The organism is Catenulispora pinisilvae, assembly GCF_015356865.1.
GTDB lineage: Bacteria > Actinomycetota > Actinomycetes > Streptomycetales > Catenulisporaceae > Catenulispora > Catenulispora pinisilvae.
Window position 1 is genome coordinate 61,151 of record NZ_JAAFZA010000012.1, and the last position, 13,392, is coordinate 74,542.

A 13,392-nucleotide genomic window follows, 5' to 3' on the forward strand; every position below is an offset into this window, starting at 1 on the left:
TGGTGGTCGTCTGGTAGGCCGTCAGCACCTCCGTCGCCGAGGTCCCGAATCGGCATAGGGTCAAGAAACATCTTCGAGTCCGCACCAGACCCGGCACGGCTAGCCGACATCCGCGAAGTGATCGGACCAGAGAACCGGGGCACCACCATGAATCAGAAGATCAACGGGGCACAGCCCGAAAAGCCGCACATCCTGGGTGACAGGGCCGTGGTCCACCAAGCCGTTGGGATGATCAGCGTTCAGCTCGCGGTGTCGATCCGAACAGCGTTGCAGCGGTTGCAGGCCTACGCCGCCGACCACCGGCAGACTGTCGCAGACGTTGCCGCCGATGTCGTGGCCCGGCGCCTCCGCTTCAGCACCGATGGCACGGACTGCCCGGTCGGTCTTGGTCAGTCATTCGTGCCCTTGTCCAACGGATGGTGAGCTCACCGGGACCTGGCGTTCGGCCCACGGCCCGGTGTGGATCATGAGGGTGATGAGGTCGCGGGCGGAGGTGTGCATGCCGTCGTCGAACCACTGCGATTCGATGGCGTCGCCTGCGGCGTCGGTCCATCGCAGGTGCCAGTCGATGCCTCGGGCGCGGTCGGCGTGGCCGATGCTCACGCAGCAGCAGCTGGTGCCGCCGTGGCATTCACGCGCCGGGCCGGTGCGCTCCCACCTGGGCAGCGCGAGTTGCTGCGGTGTGACGGTGGTCCCGGCCCAGACGCTGAACTCGTGCTCCCGGCCGTCGGCGCGCACCTGGTAGCCGATCTGCCAGGAGTAGTCCCGGCCGGCGAACTGGGCCGTGCCGCGTTCCCACCGGGTGGTCGCCGTGGTCGAGGCGCGCTCAGGATCGGTGACCAGCACCACAGGTTCCGGCGTCGCAACGCCTCCGGTGACCGGGTCGATGCCGCTCTCGACGGGCAGCCCGGCCGCCTCGTTAGCGACCATCAGGCAGAACACACAGCTACGCGGCCCGTGGCCTGGAAACCAGCGGGGTTCGGCCAGGTGCGGATGGAATGTCGCGAACTTGGCCTGCACTGCCCGGCCTTCTAGTGCGAGCTGGTGCCGGTACCAGTCGGTGTCGGGGCTTTCGTGCCGGTCGTACTCGGCGTGCTGCTCGGCCCAGGCCACGGCGGCCTGCTCGAAGGCGGCCACGGTGTAGGCGGTTCCGGTGACTGGATCGATCTCGAAAGTGCGCGCACCGCTCAGGATGTTCAGTGCGCAGCGCAGCACCGCCCGCTCCGGCTCGCTGTTGGCAGCCAGGACGTCGAGCCACAGAGCTCTGCGTACTCGCTCAACCTCGGCGTCAGCCACGAGCGCCGCCGGGGTAGAACCCGACCGGGCCCTGTACCGTCTGCACGGTCCTGCCCACGCCGGTGCGGTAGGTGATGGTCACGTTGTAGAACCCGCGGGGCGGGGTCCAGGCGTCCATGGCGTCGCAGAACCGGCCGTCGAAGTACTCCGGGGTGCGGCCGGACTCGGTGCTGCTGGCGCCGGGCACCGGGATGGCACGGCCGTGCACGATGCGGTTGAGCTGCACCGTGCAGGAACGGATGCGGCCCGAGCCGTGGTTGATCCGCCCACTGGGGTCGAGCCCGGTGATGCCCTCGCCGCCGAACGTGCCGTCCGGCAGCGGCCCGTCGCAGGCGTCGGATTCGATCCCGCCGTGCCAGTACGAGCCGACGTGTGCAGACCGGCACGAGTACAGGTTGGCGGTGTGCGGCCCGCTCGATGCCTGCGGGACGGTGGGCGTGGGGGTGCTGGCCAGCAGTACGGCGGCGGCGATGCTCCAGATGCTCATCCCAGCCACCCGCGCCGCCACAGCGCCGAGCCGATCAGGTATCCGGTGGAGATGCCACCGGCGGTGAGGACCCGGGCCGGGCCGTGCAGCAAACACAGCGTCCACCAGCTGCTGTAGCCGCTGATGACCGATGCGGCGCTGAGCAGGAACAGCCCGACCGGGCCGTGGCGTCTGGGTGGTCGGCGTCGGGCGGCCAGCTTCGCGGCGGCAGCACGCGCCAGCACCGGCAGCGGCTTACGCACAGAGTTCGCCATGGCCTCGGCCGGGTCAGCGGAGACAGCAGACATCAGCAACTCCCATCGGGAAGGGGTGAATGGACGACACGGGGCAGGGACGCGGCACGGCCCGGGTCCGCCGATACGGGGCAGACCCGGGCCGCACTGCCTACCGGCCCGCTTCAGCGGCGGCCGGTCAGGTGCTCGGCGCTATCACCACCGCAGGGTTCGGATGCCCCTGCGTGATCACCCGCACGATCTTGATGATGTTGGGGTAGACCCCGAGGTTGTCGTGCCGGGTACCGCGTATCTGGACCTGATACACCCCGCCGTACATCAGCTGGTCGAACAGCACCTGCGAGTTCAACTTGTGCGCGGTGACCTCGTTGCGGTCGGCGAACACCCCGGCGTCGGTGAATATCCGGAAGCACGGGGCGGTGCTGCCGGTGGTCCGGGTGGTGTAGTCGGCCCGCTTGTCTACGACGGTGATGGTCACCGTGGTCTGGCTAGCGGCCCGGTGATGCTGGATCACCGTGTAGACGGCGGCGATGAGGGCCAGGACCACAACTGCGGTAGCGAACGCTATCGCGGCTATGGCCCATCGCTGGCGGCGCGTGACTGTCGCGTCGGCCAAGTAATCCTCCGGTGGATCGGGGAAGTCCGTGCCGGCTGGCACGCTGCACCGCCCCGACACCACAGCCGGGGCGGTGCAGCGCCGTCAACCGACCGGCCGCAGGTGCCGGGCGTGGCGCGGCGACTTGTACGGCCGGACGATCTCACCGATCTCACCGATTAGCGCGGTCAGCTCGGCCAGGGTGTTGCCGGGAGCGAACAGCAGCCGGGCCTCGTTGCCGGTCAGGTTCAGGACTTTCGCGGCGGCGTCCCACACCTGCATCGACCGGTCATCGAGTCGCACCCACAGCGACGGCAGCACGTCGTACCCGGCTAGCTCCACCGCGATTGCGGCGAAGCAGTGCAGCCAGGAGCCCTGGTCCCACAGCTGCGGGTTGGCCCGGATGAACGCGAGCGTGGCGCGCAGCCCGTGAATGTCGGCCACGGCTCAGCCCTCCCGCACCGGCAGCGGCTCACCGCTGCGCCAGTCCAGATGCGGCATGTCCACCGTGGACAGGGCCAGCGACTCCAGCCGCAGCCGTGCCACCAGCATCGGCGGGATGTGGATCCCGGCGGCGGCTAGGAGCGAGGCCAGCCAGTCGGCGGAGGGGACTTCCTCGGGGTCGACGCCAGCGACCGTCTTGACCGGCTGGCCGTGCAGCTCGAAGTCGCAGAAGTAGGTGCGCCGATCCGGGTCCCACCCGACAATCGTCGCGACGTCGGGGTGTTCGTGAGGTGCGTTCGGTATCAGGTGGCGGCTCACTCGCCGTCCTCTCCGATCAGCAGGAGTAAACGCCGACGGGCCACGTACAATGCGCGACCCGTCGAGGCGTGGGGGCGGGTCTCAGGCGGAGACCTTCACCGCCTTCACGTTGTTGATCTTCTTGAGGCTGATCTGGTCCGGGTCCGTGCTCGGCTCGCCGGTCTCGGGCTCGTCCGTGACCGGGGTGTCCAGCAGCGCCTCCACCAGACGGCCGGGCAGGTCCAGAACGGTCAGCGCCGCCTTGGCCTTCTTCGCGTCGCCGCCGGTGGCCATGTCCAGCGTCGAGGCCAGCAGGTACACCACCGACTCCCGCATCTGCTCGGCCCGCTCCGCCACCGCGTCGAGCCGGGTGATCGGGTCCACCGCCGCCTTACCGCGCGCCGGCTTCTTCACCTCCCGGCCGAAGCCGGTCGCCATCGCCTCGATCAGGTCGTCGAGCTCCTCGGCCAACGTCGGCGCGGGCTCGGTCTCGGCCAGGATCACCGCCACCGCCCGCTTCCCGCCGATGTTGACCACGGACAGCACCCGGGACAGCGACGGCACCGCCTCGGCCAGCAGGTCGGTGTCGTCCAGGGACGCCTGCACCTGACGGATGGTCTGGTAGACGCTGTTCCCGCCGTCGGTGGCGAGGCTGAACTCCAGGTTCTTCACGGACGCGGCCATGTTCTCTCCCTCATTGGTGGTGGTGTTCTTGGACTTGCGGCGGAACCAGGTGCGGAGCCTCATGTCACGGCTCCCTTCGGCAGCAGACGGATATCGGGGCAGGGCTCACAGGTCCTCGACCTCGGACAGGTCCCAGATCGCGGCGATCTGCTCACCCGTCGCGGCGTCGCGCACCACGAATCCGGACGACCCCGGGTTGATCTCGTAGCGGCGGTGGCCGTCGGTGGCGATCCACGACGACGCGGACTCGATGATCTCGATGGACGTGGCGGAACCCTTCAGAGCAGGAATCAGAACTCGAAGATGCGCGGGCCTGGCCGGACCGGCCTCCCTCATGCGCAGGACAACGGCGGCCCCGCAGGACCGCCTGGTACCCCGAACCGCTACGACGCGGAACCAGGTCGGCAGGATGAGGACCGGCCCTGCCCGGCCGGAACTACAGGATCAGGACGCCAGAGCCCAGCCGGCCTGGCCCAGCGGGATGGAATGCACCCGCACCGAGCACACCCGGGCCCGCGCTGCGGACCACACCTCCGGCGCGCCCCACGCGCCGTAACGCATCATGTCCCGCACCGCCCGCACCCGAGCCGTCTCGGTGGCGTCCTCGGCGAACAGGCACGGCAGACAGCTCGTGCCCTCGCACAGCTCACCGTGCACACACGTCGCCCGCCCCGCAGCGGCGAACCACCGGCGCGAGGCCTCCATCACCTCCAGATGTGCCACCGTCAGCAGATGCGCGTCCCAGCCGGTAGCGGAGCGCGTCCGCCACTGCTGACGCAGATCACCCAGACGGCCGCCCAACGAACGAACGGCACGCGTCCGCTCACTGTGCGGACCGGACAGGCCCGCGCCGCCACCAATACGGCGGCGCTGCACACGCTTGGACACGCCAGACTCCCAACTCGATCAGAACAGGGATCCCGGCGTGCCCGGCGCGCCGCAGCATGCGACGGGTCGAAGACGAACCGGGGGATGACGGTGTTGTCACGCCACGAGGCGTGTCATCCGGACCAGGAACGGTCACGGGGTCGGGCTGGCCGTTGTCACCTGACTTGTCGGTGGTCCCGGTGGGACGAGTTCGCGTCCACACAGCAGGTACGCCAAGCTGGCCATGCCAGCGGCGACGAACAGGACGGCGAATACGCGGAAGACGAGGTCTTCGTTGCGGTCGTGGCCGTTCACCGGTGTGTCTCCGGTCGCCAGGCTGCGGCGCTGCGCAGGTCGGCTGCTGTGTCCTGGGCGGTGTTGCGGGCCCGGTCGAACCAGGGGAACAGGCGCAGGCCGTAGGCGTACCAGACCCAGGTGGTCAGGTGCTCTAGGGCTTCGCCGTATCGCTGGTCCTTGGACTCGTCCAGGTCGGCGGGGATCGGCGTGCCGAAGATGGCGATGCGAAGCGCGCCGATCACGTCCACCCGGCAGTCGCGGGGCCGTGTGCCCTCGGCGGCCTGCTCGTGGTTGTAGTAGCTGCCCCGGTGCAGACCGTTGCGCAGCACGAACTCAGCCGCGCGGCGCAGGTCTGCCTCGACCTGGTGCAGGTCGGCGCGCGCGGCGGTGTGGGTAGTGGTGCTCACGCGGCCAGCGCCAGCGGCTGCGCGGTGGGCGTCCACAAGGCTGCCTTGCGCAGCAGGCGGGCCAGCTGCTTGGCGGTACGGCCGGGCTTGTCGTTCCACTTCGGCAGCGTCATGGTGCCGCCGTAGTGGTGGAACAGGTAGTCGGCCAGGTGGTCGGTGACCGCGCTGTACCGGTCCGACGTCCAGCGTTCTGGACTCGGGGTGCCGGTGATGGCGGTGTGGATGGCGCCGAGACCGCACACGCGGCACTGCTGCGGCGGTATCCCGTCCCGTTCGGCCTGCTGGTAGTCGTACAGGCTGCCCTGCATCAGGCCGTTGGTGGAGATGATGCGGGCGGCGTGCGCCAGGTCGGTGCGGAACTGGGCGATGGGGGCGGTGCTCATGACCGGTCCTCCATAGTTGTGTGGGATTCCCCGCGCCCGGAGCGGGCAGCGGGTTCGCGTCCGGGCGTGGACTTGCACCACGCACCGCGCCGGTCACCGGAGAGAAGGGGTGGCGGGCGGGGCTCACCGTTCCCACACGGGACGGTGCCGGACTGCCCCGGCCTGGTGCGGCCTGCTACAACAGGCAGGCACCACGGCCGGTAGGAATCCTCTTATTGGCCGCTCACGCGGACCGTGGATAGCAGGGTGGACAGCACGGCTCCATAACCGCTGTCGCTGGGGTCACCCTCCGAGGCTTAGCTCCCCTGCATCCACACGCGAATTCGCTCGCGCAGCCTTCTATGACCACCGCATACCTGGGGGTGTGCGGTGGTGCCTCCCGGTGCTCCGCAGCACAAGGGGAGAGCGTTAGCGTCCACGTCTGGCAGCCGTGGGCGGGCCCCGACCGATGCCGGACCCGTGGACACGCCATCCCGTCGGTAGCGGGGTGGCGACGTCCATAGCCGGGCGAGGCGTACGGCGCGCGGGGTTTGAAGCTGTGTCGGCGGTCAGCCCGCCGCGCCAACCGCACGACCCCGTGATGAGGGGGCCGTGAGGCTCGCGCGGCGACCCGTCACCGGGCCGTGCGAGAAATCAGACGTTGGCGCCGGTCGCGAACCACTTCCGGTTCGCACCCACCGTGACCATCACCTGCGTGAAGGACTGCGGCGCGGGTGCGGTCGGTACGGCGCGCGCCGGTTGCACCGTGCGCACCGCAGCTGTGACCGGGGCGTCCGTCCGTCTGCGCCTGCCCCCGCTGTAGGGGGTGAAGCGCGGCCCGGACAGTTGCCACGCCACCTGACGGTTAGCGCGTTCGTCCCGCTGGCGCTCCCGCTTGACCCGCAGAGCACCGGCAAGGCGCGGGTCCGTCGAGTAGACGAACCGGTGCGCCGTCTTGCCAGGGATGCCGTTCGCGGTTCCGGCGGTGCGCGCCTTCACCCGCTCCAGCTGTGCTGCCCGCTCTTGTGCGAGCCGCGCCAGCGTTTCCGCCTTCCGTTCCGCCGCCCGTTCGGGCGAGGTCTCCGGTTCCTCCACCGTCCCGCCTCCCTTCCGTCCCGCCGTTCCCGCCGGACCGTCCGGCGATGTCCCAAAGAGTTGCCTATGGAGTCCCAGTAAGTCAACTATTGCAGGTCAGGCCCCTTATCCCGCACCTTCACGGGTCCGTATCCGCACCACCCCCGCGCCGCGCGCCGCCCGTCGTCCGCGAGCTCGATTCAAGATCGAAGTGCGCGCAAGCCAGGGGACTGATACGCGCCGTCACCAGCGCGAATCAAGATCACCAGCGCCTATTCGATCTTGTTCTTGTTATTAGGGGGTTTATGGATGGTGTGGGCTCCCGGGATTTTTGACCCCCCAGGGATCCGTTTGTAAGAACCCTTACTTAGCGGCGTCTCGTCTGACCTGCGCGGAGAATCGTTTGTGCTCGTTCTCGGCGCTCCGTACCCTCTTGATCGGCGGGCATCGGTGTGCCCAGACGCACTCAACCGCTCCGCCTGCCTTTGGCCTGACTGGCCGTGGCGACATCCCCACCAGGCTTCCCTGTGGCTCCCGCGTTCCTGACGCGGCCGACGGCCGGCAGCGGTCTGGCCCCCTGGTTCACCTCGCCCCGTACTGCGGGGTGGTGTCTTGCGCTGTCCGGAAGGGATCCATGCGATGACGACGATGACGGCGCCACCGCGGCTCGCGGCACTGATCGGCGAGTTGCCGGCCTGGATGTCCTACGGCGCGTGCCGGGATGAGGACCCGGACCTGTTCTTCGGCGTCGACCCCGGGTTCGGCCGCTACGGCGAGCTGAAGGCGGAGCGCGTCGCCCGGGAGACGGCAGCCAAGGCGGTGTGCACGGACTGCCCGGTGCGGGACTTGTGCTTGGACTTCGCCATGTCGACGCCTGAGCACGACGGGGTGTGGGGCGGCCTGACCGATAAGGAGCGCCGCCGGATGCGCCAGGCCGCATTGCCGCAGTCCACGACCTGCTGACCCGACCCCCCTTCCCCGGGCCTCGAACCCCGGGGTTCTCCTAGACCGCCGGCCGCCGGATGTCACGGCGTGAGCGGCCCTGCCCGCGTGCACCCCACTTTGCAGCGGCAGGCCCACGCCAAACACCTCCGGCGGTCGGCCACCACAACTTCATACACAACTGAATCAGAGAACTGCCATGACCGAGCCGACTGGTCCCTTGCCCGCCCCTGGGCCGCCGCCGCGCCAGTGCAGCGCACCTGCGTGCACCGCCCCGGCCGTGCTCCAGTGGCAGCGCATAGTCACCGACGCCGAGCTGGCCCAGATCACCCTGCCACCCGGCGAGACCACCGCGAACGTCGCCGTGTTCGGCTGCGACACCCACGCCATGAGCCTGGACTCGGCGGCCTATCTGCACCTGGCCACCTGCACCTGGCCCGGCCCGTGCACCTGCCTGACCCCGGCGGCGACACCGTGAGCGGGCCGAAGCGGTCCTCGCGGGCGCGTGCCACCCACGCCCAGGTCGCCGAGCGCCGGGCAAAGGCAGTGCGGATGAAGGTGTCCGGGGCGCGGCTGGAGGACATCGCCACAGCCCTCGGCTACGGCAGCGCCAACCATGTCTCCGTTGACATCCGCCGGGCTCTGGCGGCGAACGTGCGCGAGCAGTCCGCGGCCACCGAGGAGTACATCGCGATCGAGCAGCTGCGCCTGGATGAGCTGCTGTGCGCGGTGTGGGAGGAGGCGATGGCTGGCTCCCCGCGGCATGTGGAGCTGGGGGTGCGGATTGTCGAGGCCCGGCGCCGACTATTCCCGCAGCAGCAGGTGGTTGCACTCACCACGGTCGAGTCCGAGATCCTGCGGCTGGAGAACGAGCTGGCCGCGCGCCAGGCCATTGCGGGTGGCGAGGTCAGCGAGACCGACCTGGAGCCGTGAGCCCGCCGCGGGATCGGCGCGGTGGCGAGTCTCTGGAGGCGGTGAAGCTTGCTCGGCTTCAGCGGCTGCGGCAGCTCCAGGAGGAGATTGACGCCGTCCGCGCCCGCGAGGCTGCTGGCCTCGATGTGTTCGCCGCGCTGGACTACGTTCCCACGCCGCGCCAGGCCGAGTTCCATGCCGCGACCGAGTTCGATGTCTTGCTCGGTGGATCCGCAGGCGGTGGGAAGACGAAGGCCCTCATCTCTGAGGGGATCAAGGACTGCATCCGCTTTCCCGGTATCAGGATCGGCGCGTTTCGCCGTACCTACGGGGAGCTGAAGGAGTCCCTGCTCGCCGAGCTCGCGAACTACTCCTACGCGCAGGTGTTGGGCGGGGTGTGGAACGGCTCCGAATTCGAGCTCCGCTTCCCGAACAAAAGCGTGATCATGTTCCGGTACGCAGAGACGATCCTGGATGCCACCCGCCGTCAGGGCGGCCAGTACCAGCTACTGCTGTTCGACGAGCGGACCCTGACCCCGCCGGACGTGATCGCGTTCCTGGAGTCCCGACTCCGCTCGGGCCGCGCCGACATCCCCGTGATCGGGATCCGCTCCGGCTCCAACCCCGGCGGCCCTGGCCACCTCGCGGTGAAGACCCGCTACGTCGACGCCACCAACTACGGCCGCAGGATCGTCACCGACGCCCGCGGCCGGCAGGTGCGGTTCATCCCGTCCTCGGTGACGGACAACCCCCACCTGAACAAGGAGTACGTCGACGACCTGAAGGCGCTGCCGGACAAGCTGCGCAAGGCGTTCCTGGAAGGCGACTGGTCCAGCTTCGCCGGGCAGGCGTTCGACTTCCGGGCCGACCGGCACGTCATCTCCCCGATCGCCATCCCCGAGTCCTGGCGCCGGTACAACGGCATCGACTGGGGGTTCGCCAAGCCGTACTGCGTGCTGTGGGGAGCCGTCGATGAAGACGGCCGCACCTATATATACAGAGAGCACTACGGCCCCGGCGTCGGTGAGAGCGAGCAGGCCCACCGGATCGTCGCGGCCGAGACGGAGAAGGAAGTCATCGTCGCCCGGTACGCCGATGACGCGATGTGGGCGACCCGGGGCGACGCCAAACCGATCAGCGACGTCTACGCCGACAACGGCGTGCACCTCACCCCGGCCGGCAAGGGCAAGGGCAGCAGGGTCACCGGGTGGCAGCGCGTGCGCTCCTACCTGGCCGAGGCGCCCGCGTGCCCACACCACCGCGCCATGGGCTGGGAAACCTGTCCGCTGCTGCACGTCTTCGACGTGTGCGAGAACTTGATCCGCACGTTGCCGGCGATGCCGCATGCGACCACCGGGGATCCGGAGGACATCGACACCGACGCTGAAGATCATGCGAGCGATGCCCTGCGGTATTTGCTGATCAACCTCGGTGCGGGCCCGGAGTTCGTGATTTTCGATACCGCGACCTCCGAGGTCGTCCCGGCCACGATCGGCGCCTTCGGATACCGGTCGTCGGAGTATGAGCCTTCGCCGTGGTGGGAGCAGAACGCTCCCTCCGACGGCGGGGATCAGGACCACAGCGATCAGTGGTGGCCCTGACACAACTGAATACACAACTGAATACAGAGGGGCGGCGACGCCGTGGGTCTACGTGCCGCACTGCGCCGCCGCCCAAATAAAGACATTGTCTACACTTCGACACAGTTTGAACGCAAGGGCTTCGAGTACGGCATCCCGGACACCGGGATCAGCGAGTACGACCAGGGCATCGGCAACGCCGGCCCGGCCGACCGCCGCACCGCACTGAAGACCCTGCACGACGCCTACGTGGCCTGCCCCTGGTCCTTCTCCGCAGTCAACGCCATCGTCCGCACCATCACCGCGGGCGGCCTCGTCACCGACTGGGACACCGACACCGGGCAGGGCGACCAGTCTCAGCCGACCAAGCCCGCGAACGTCTTGGCGTTGGAGAGGATGCTCGCCTGGTGCAACCAGCGTGACGACATCCGGCAGGTGATGCGTGGGGTGATCGTGGACCTGCTGGTGTACGGCGACGCCTACCTGGAGCTGGTTTGGGTTGGTGATCAGCCGGTGGCCCTGTACAACCTGGACTGCCCCAGCATCTATCCGATCGCCGACGCCCACGGTCTCATATCCGGGTACGTGCAGGTCACCGAATACGGGCAGCGCGCGACCTTCGAGACGCGCGAGGTCATCCACATCCCCTACGACAGCGTGGGGACCGGGGTGTTCGGGTTGTCCCCGACGCAGGCGGCGATGCTGCCGATCACCTGCTGGCTGTTCGCCGCCGGGAACAGCAAGCAGGTATTCAGGAGAGGCAACCCTCCCACGGTGCATGTGGACATGCCGGCCGGGATGTCCTCCTCCGATGTGCGCCGCTGGGATGCGATGTACGCCCAACGCAACCTCGGCTCGGACAACGTCGGCCGCCCGATCATTACCAAGGGCGGCGCCCACGTCCAGGAACTGGCCCCGGCCCGTATCGTCGACGCCATCAGCTTCCATGACCAGAAGCGGGACGAGATCCTTGCGGTCTACGGTGTCCCGCCCGCGAAGGGCGGCGTGATTGAGGCCGGGCACCTGGGTGCGGGTACCGGTGAGGCCCAGGACAGAACATTCCGCGTCAACACCTGCGCACCGATCGCCGAGATCATCCTGGAGAAGCTGAACTTCCACCTGGTCAGGAACGGTTTCAAGATCGATGGGTGGCGGTTGAAGTTCGGTGACATCGACTGGCGGGACTCCAAGGTCGTGGAGGACATCCGCGACGCCCGGCTGCGCAACGGCTCCTGGACCTTGAACAGGTACCGCGCTGAGATCGGGGAGCCCCCGGTGCCCGGCGGTGACGCCGCAGTCCTGGTCGACCGGCAGAACCTGGTGCTGTGGAAAGACATCGCCGTCATGTCCGAGGCGATGGTCCTGGCCAAGCGCGCGCCCGGCGTCGCTGCTCAGGACCCGACCATCTCCGCCAACCCCGCCGCCGACCTCAACGGCCGCCTGGCCAAGCCACTCACCGGCATGGGAGAGACGGCCGAGTTCGAGTACGTGCCGCCTTGGGCGCGGGCGATGCTCGCGGGCTTGGCAGACCTGTCCGCGGCGTTGCGAGCAGTTGAAGCGCGGGATGTTGACCGTGAACAGGTCGAGGCCTCGGCATGACCGGGACAGCTCTGCCAACGGCGGGTTTCTCGGATTCATCCTGGGTGAGCGCTGCACGGTCTAGAGTCATTTGACAAGGGCAACGCTCCTGCCATGGTGAGCTGCCCACACAAGCCGGGGTGCGTCCGACTACAGATCGGACGCACCCCTTGCCACCGTCAGCGCATTGCGATGGTGACCCCCAGTTGAGCCAGCTGAAGCAGCACCGCCGCGATGCGGAACCACCGGTCACCTGGATCGATGTTGGCCATCTCGACCTCCTCTCGTCGTGGACCTCAGGGAGGCTCACCAGCTTGTGGGCCTCGCGAGGGCTCACCAGCAGGAGGTTGCGCTGACGTTGGGCCAAACGTATCAGCAGACGAAGATCGGAAAGGGTGAACCGGAAATGCCGTTAACGAACCATCCTGACGCAAACGTAAATGCGGGGCTTCAACCAGCACAGGACGGCACCCAACCGGTAACCGCTGGCGACGAAATTTCTGCGGAGGACCCCGTCCCGATGTCGGCGCTGGAGCCGGTCACGCTGCCAACCCATCCGCTGCGCGCCATGGACGTCCCCTGCTTCCTACCCAAAGTGATCGGCTGAGCCGAGAAGGGATGCCCCGTGTCCAACCCGGTGTACGCCCCCAACGCGGTCACCCTGTTCAACTCGGCGGTCAACGGGTTCGAGGACTTCGTCGCCGGAGTGGTGTCGTCAGGCCCGGTCGATCTGTCCGCCAGCACCGACGTGCTGCTGGCCGTCACCGTCCCGCCCGGCGCACTGTCCGGTACCAACCCGTCGTTGATGGTGCAGCTGGACGGCGTCGACCCGGCCGGCAACCCGATCGCTGCGATGGTGAAGACCGCGGTGGTCACCGCAGCCGGCACCTACACCGTCTCCGGCGGACTGCACAGCACCGGGCTGGTGCTGTCCGCGACCGGACAGGTCACCGTCACAATGACCGGAGCCGGCGCGACGGCGGCCGGCATCCAGATCACCGTGACTGGCAGATAGCCGCTCAGGCGGAATCGAGTGTCTTCGCAGCTGCGGCCACCTTCCGGTCGGCCTGATAGCGGTTGCTCTGTGTCGCCCACCACGGGTGCGCGTACAGATCCGTCGTGATTCTCAACCGCTCGGCGCGGGCCGCAGCCAACTCGGCACTCATCGCCGCCTGAACCTCCGGGTCCGGGCTGTCGGGCCGGTCAGCCAAGTCCGCGCACTTCTTATCGGCTGCCCAAAACGACCGTTTCAACTGCACCACGTCTTCGGGAACGTCATCATCGGCCACAGCCGATCATGCTACGCCCGCGTGTAGCTCCTGAAGGTGCAGGTCAAA

General features: G+C 68.4%; 21 protein-coding genes. 8 read left to right on the forward strand and 13 right to left on the reverse strand.

Annotated elements, in window-relative coordinates:
* Positions 1 to 147: 147 nt before the first annotated feature.
* On the forward strand, positions 148 to 423 hold the full coding sequence (locus tag IZR01_RS54075; protein WP_194923175.1) for an ANTAR domain-containing protein: 276 nt from the start codon (positions 148 to 150) through the stop codon (positions 421 to 423).
* Here the strand turns inward: IZR01_RS54075 and IZR01_RS05885 are convergent.
* From IZR01_RS05885 to IZR01_RS05940, 12 genes are all read right to left on the reverse strand, one after another.
* Positions 394 to 1,296: a hypothetical protein gene (locus IZR01_RS05885; RefSeq protein WP_194923176.1), complete on the reverse strand. Its 903-nt coding sequence runs from the start codon at positions 1,294 to 1,296 to the stop codon at positions 394 to 396. The two genes, IZR01_RS54075 and IZR01_RS05885, sit on opposite strands and share 30 nt — an antisense overlap.
* Positions 1,289 to 1,783, reverse strand: a complete 495-nt coding sequence (locus tag IZR01_RS05890; protein WP_194923177.1) for a hypothetical protein — start codon at positions 1,781 to 1,783, stop codon at positions 1,289 to 1,291. The genes IZR01_RS05885 and IZR01_RS05890 overlap by 8 nt, the downstream gene beginning before the upstream one ends.
* Positions 1,780 to 2,070, reverse strand: a complete 291-nt coding sequence (locus IZR01_RS05895; RefSeq protein WP_194923178.1) for a hypothetical protein — start codon at positions 2,068 to 2,070, stop codon at positions 1,780 to 1,782. Before IZR01_RS05895 ends, IZR01_RS05890 begins: the two co-directional genes overlap by 4 nt.
* A 124-nt stretch (positions 2,071 to 2,194) precedes the next feature.
* A complete protein-coding gene (locus IZR01_RS05900) occupies positions 2,195 to 2,632 on the reverse strand; it encodes a hypothetical protein (RefSeq protein WP_194923179.1) in 438 nt (145 codons plus the stop codon).
* 84 nt (positions 2,633 to 2,716) lie between these two features.
* A complete protein-coding gene (locus IZR01_RS05905; RefSeq protein ID WP_194923180.1) occupies positions 2,717 to 3,055 on the reverse strand; it encodes a hypothetical protein in 339 nt (112 codons plus the stop codon).
* Positions 3,056 to 3,058: 3 nt separating this feature from the next.
* Positions 3,059 to 3,373 carry a hypothetical protein gene (locus IZR01_RS05910; protein WP_194923181.1) on the reverse strand — a complete coding sequence of 105 codons (315 nt, stop codon included), beginning with the start codon at positions 3,371 to 3,373 and terminating at the stop codon, positions 3,059 to 3,061.
* Between the two features lie 81 nt (positions 3,374 to 3,454).
* Positions 3,455 to 4,099, reverse strand: coding sequence for a hypothetical protein (locus IZR01_RS05915; RefSeq protein ID WP_194923182.1), 645 nt, complete (start codon positions 4,097 to 4,099; stop codon positions 3,455 to 3,457).
* A 42-nt stretch (positions 4,100 to 4,141) separates the two neighbouring features.
* Positions 4,142 to 4,372, reverse strand: coding sequence for a hypothetical protein (locus IZR01_RS05920; protein ID WP_194923183.1), 231 nt, complete (start codon positions 4,370 to 4,372; stop codon positions 4,142 to 4,144).
* A 108-nt stretch (positions 4,373 to 4,480) separates the two neighbouring features.
* The gene (locus tag IZR01_RS05925; RefSeq protein WP_194923184.1) at positions 4,481 to 4,924 is read right to left on the reverse strand and encodes a hypothetical protein; all 444 of its coding nucleotides are present in this window, start codon (positions 4,922 to 4,924) and stop codon (positions 4,481 to 4,483) included.
* A gap of 290 nt (positions 4,925 to 5,214) precedes the next feature.
* Entirely contained in the window at positions 5,215 to 5,607 is a 393-nt protein-coding gene (locus IZR01_RS05930) for a DUF6197 family protein (RefSeq protein ID WP_194923185.1), read from the reverse strand.
* Positions 5,604 to 5,990: a DUF6197 family protein gene (locus tag IZR01_RS05935; RefSeq protein ID WP_194923186.1), complete on the reverse strand. Its 387-nt coding sequence runs from the start codon at positions 5,988 to 5,990 to the stop codon at positions 5,604 to 5,606. Before IZR01_RS05935 ends, IZR01_RS05930 begins: the two co-directional genes overlap by 4 nt.
* Before the next feature lie 633 nt (positions 5,991 to 6,623).
* On the reverse strand, positions 6,624 to 7,064 hold the full coding sequence (locus IZR01_RS05940) for a hypothetical protein (protein ID WP_194923187.1): 441 nt from the start codon (positions 7,062 to 7,064) through the stop codon (positions 6,624 to 6,626).
* Between the two features lie 618 nt (positions 7,065 to 7,682).
* Here IZR01_RS05940 and IZR01_RS05945 point away from each other — a divergent pair.
* From IZR01_RS05945 to IZR01_RS05975, 7 genes are all read left to right on the forward strand, one after another.
* Entirely contained in the window at positions 7,683 to 8,006 is a 324-nt protein-coding gene (locus IZR01_RS05945; protein WP_323746925.1) for a WhiB family transcriptional regulator, read from the forward strand.
* Positions 8,007 to 8,265: 259 nt separating this feature from the next.
* On the forward strand, positions 8,266 to 8,463 hold the full coding sequence (locus IZR01_RS05950) for a hypothetical protein (RefSeq protein WP_194923188.1): 198 nt from the start codon (positions 8,266 to 8,268) through the stop codon (positions 8,461 to 8,463).
* Positions 8,460 to 8,918 carry a hypothetical protein gene (locus tag IZR01_RS05955; protein WP_194923189.1) on the forward strand — a complete coding sequence of 153 codons (459 nt, stop codon included), beginning with the start codon at positions 8,460 to 8,462 and terminating at the stop codon, positions 8,916 to 8,918. The genes IZR01_RS05950 and IZR01_RS05955 overlap by 4 nt, the downstream gene beginning before the upstream one ends.
* 41 nt (positions 8,919 to 8,959) lie before the next feature.
* Positions 8,960 to 10,498, forward strand: a complete 1,539-nt coding sequence (locus IZR01_RS05960) for a terminase large subunit domain-containing protein (RefSeq protein WP_194923190.1) — start codon at positions 8,960 to 8,962, stop codon at positions 10,496 to 10,498.
* A 42-nt stretch (positions 10,499 to 10,540) separates the two neighbouring features.
* The gene (locus tag IZR01_RS05965) at positions 10,541 to 12,076 is read left to right on the forward strand and encodes a phage portal protein (RefSeq protein ID WP_194923191.1); all 1,536 of its coding nucleotides are present in this window, start codon (positions 10,541 to 10,543) and stop codon (positions 12,074 to 12,076) included.
* 268 nt (positions 12,077 to 12,344) lie between these two features.
* Complete coding sequence (locus tag IZR01_RS05970) at positions 12,345 to 12,662, forward strand: hypothetical protein (protein ID WP_194923192.1); 318 nt, start codon at positions 12,345 to 12,347, stop codon at positions 12,660 to 12,662.
* A gap of 18 nt (positions 12,663 to 12,680) precedes the next feature.
* Positions 12,681 to 13,070, forward strand: coding sequence for a hypothetical protein (locus tag IZR01_RS05975; protein ID WP_194923193.1), 390 nt, complete (start codon positions 12,681 to 12,683; stop codon positions 13,068 to 13,070).
* Between the two features lie 4 nt (positions 13,071 to 13,074).
* Here the strand turns inward: IZR01_RS05975 and IZR01_RS05980 are convergent, their stop codons facing one another.
* Complete coding sequence (locus IZR01_RS05980; RefSeq protein ID WP_194923194.1) at positions 13,075 to 13,344, reverse strand: DUF8825 domain-containing protein; 270 nt, start codon at positions 13,342 to 13,344, stop codon at positions 13,075 to 13,077.
* Between the last annotated feature and the right edge of the window lie 48 nt (positions 13,345 to 13,392).

Bases quoted from the DNA above. Each gene is read 5' to 3' on its own strand.
- IZR01_RS54075 (WP_194923175.1), top strand. From the start codon at position 148: ATGAATCAGAAGATCAACGGGGCACAGCCCGAAAAGCCGCACATCCTG.
- IZR01_RS05890 (WP_194923177.1), bottom strand. From the start codon at position 1,783: ATGAGCATCTGGAGCATCGCCGCCGCCGTACTGCTGGCCAGCACCCCC.
- IZR01_RS05895 (WP_194923178.1), bottom strand. From the start codon at position 2,070: ATGTCTGCTGTCTCCGCTGACCCGGCCGAGGCCATGGCGAACTCTGTG.
- IZR01_RS05915 (WP_194923182.1), bottom strand. From the start codon at position 4,099: ATGAGGCTCCGCACCTGGTTCCGCCGCAAGTCCAAGAACACCACCACC.
- IZR01_RS05920 (WP_194923183.1), bottom strand. From the start codon at position 4,372: ATGAGGGAGGCCGGTCCGGCCAGGCCCGCGCATCTTCGAGTTCTGATT.
- IZR01_RS05935 (WP_194923186.1), bottom strand. From the start codon at position 5,990: ATGAGCACCGCCCCCATCGCCCAGTTCCGCACCGACCTGGCGCACGCC.
- IZR01_RS05945 (WP_323746925.1), top strand. From the start codon at position 7,683: ATGACGACGATGACGGCGCCACCGCGGCTCGCGGCACTGATCGGCGAG.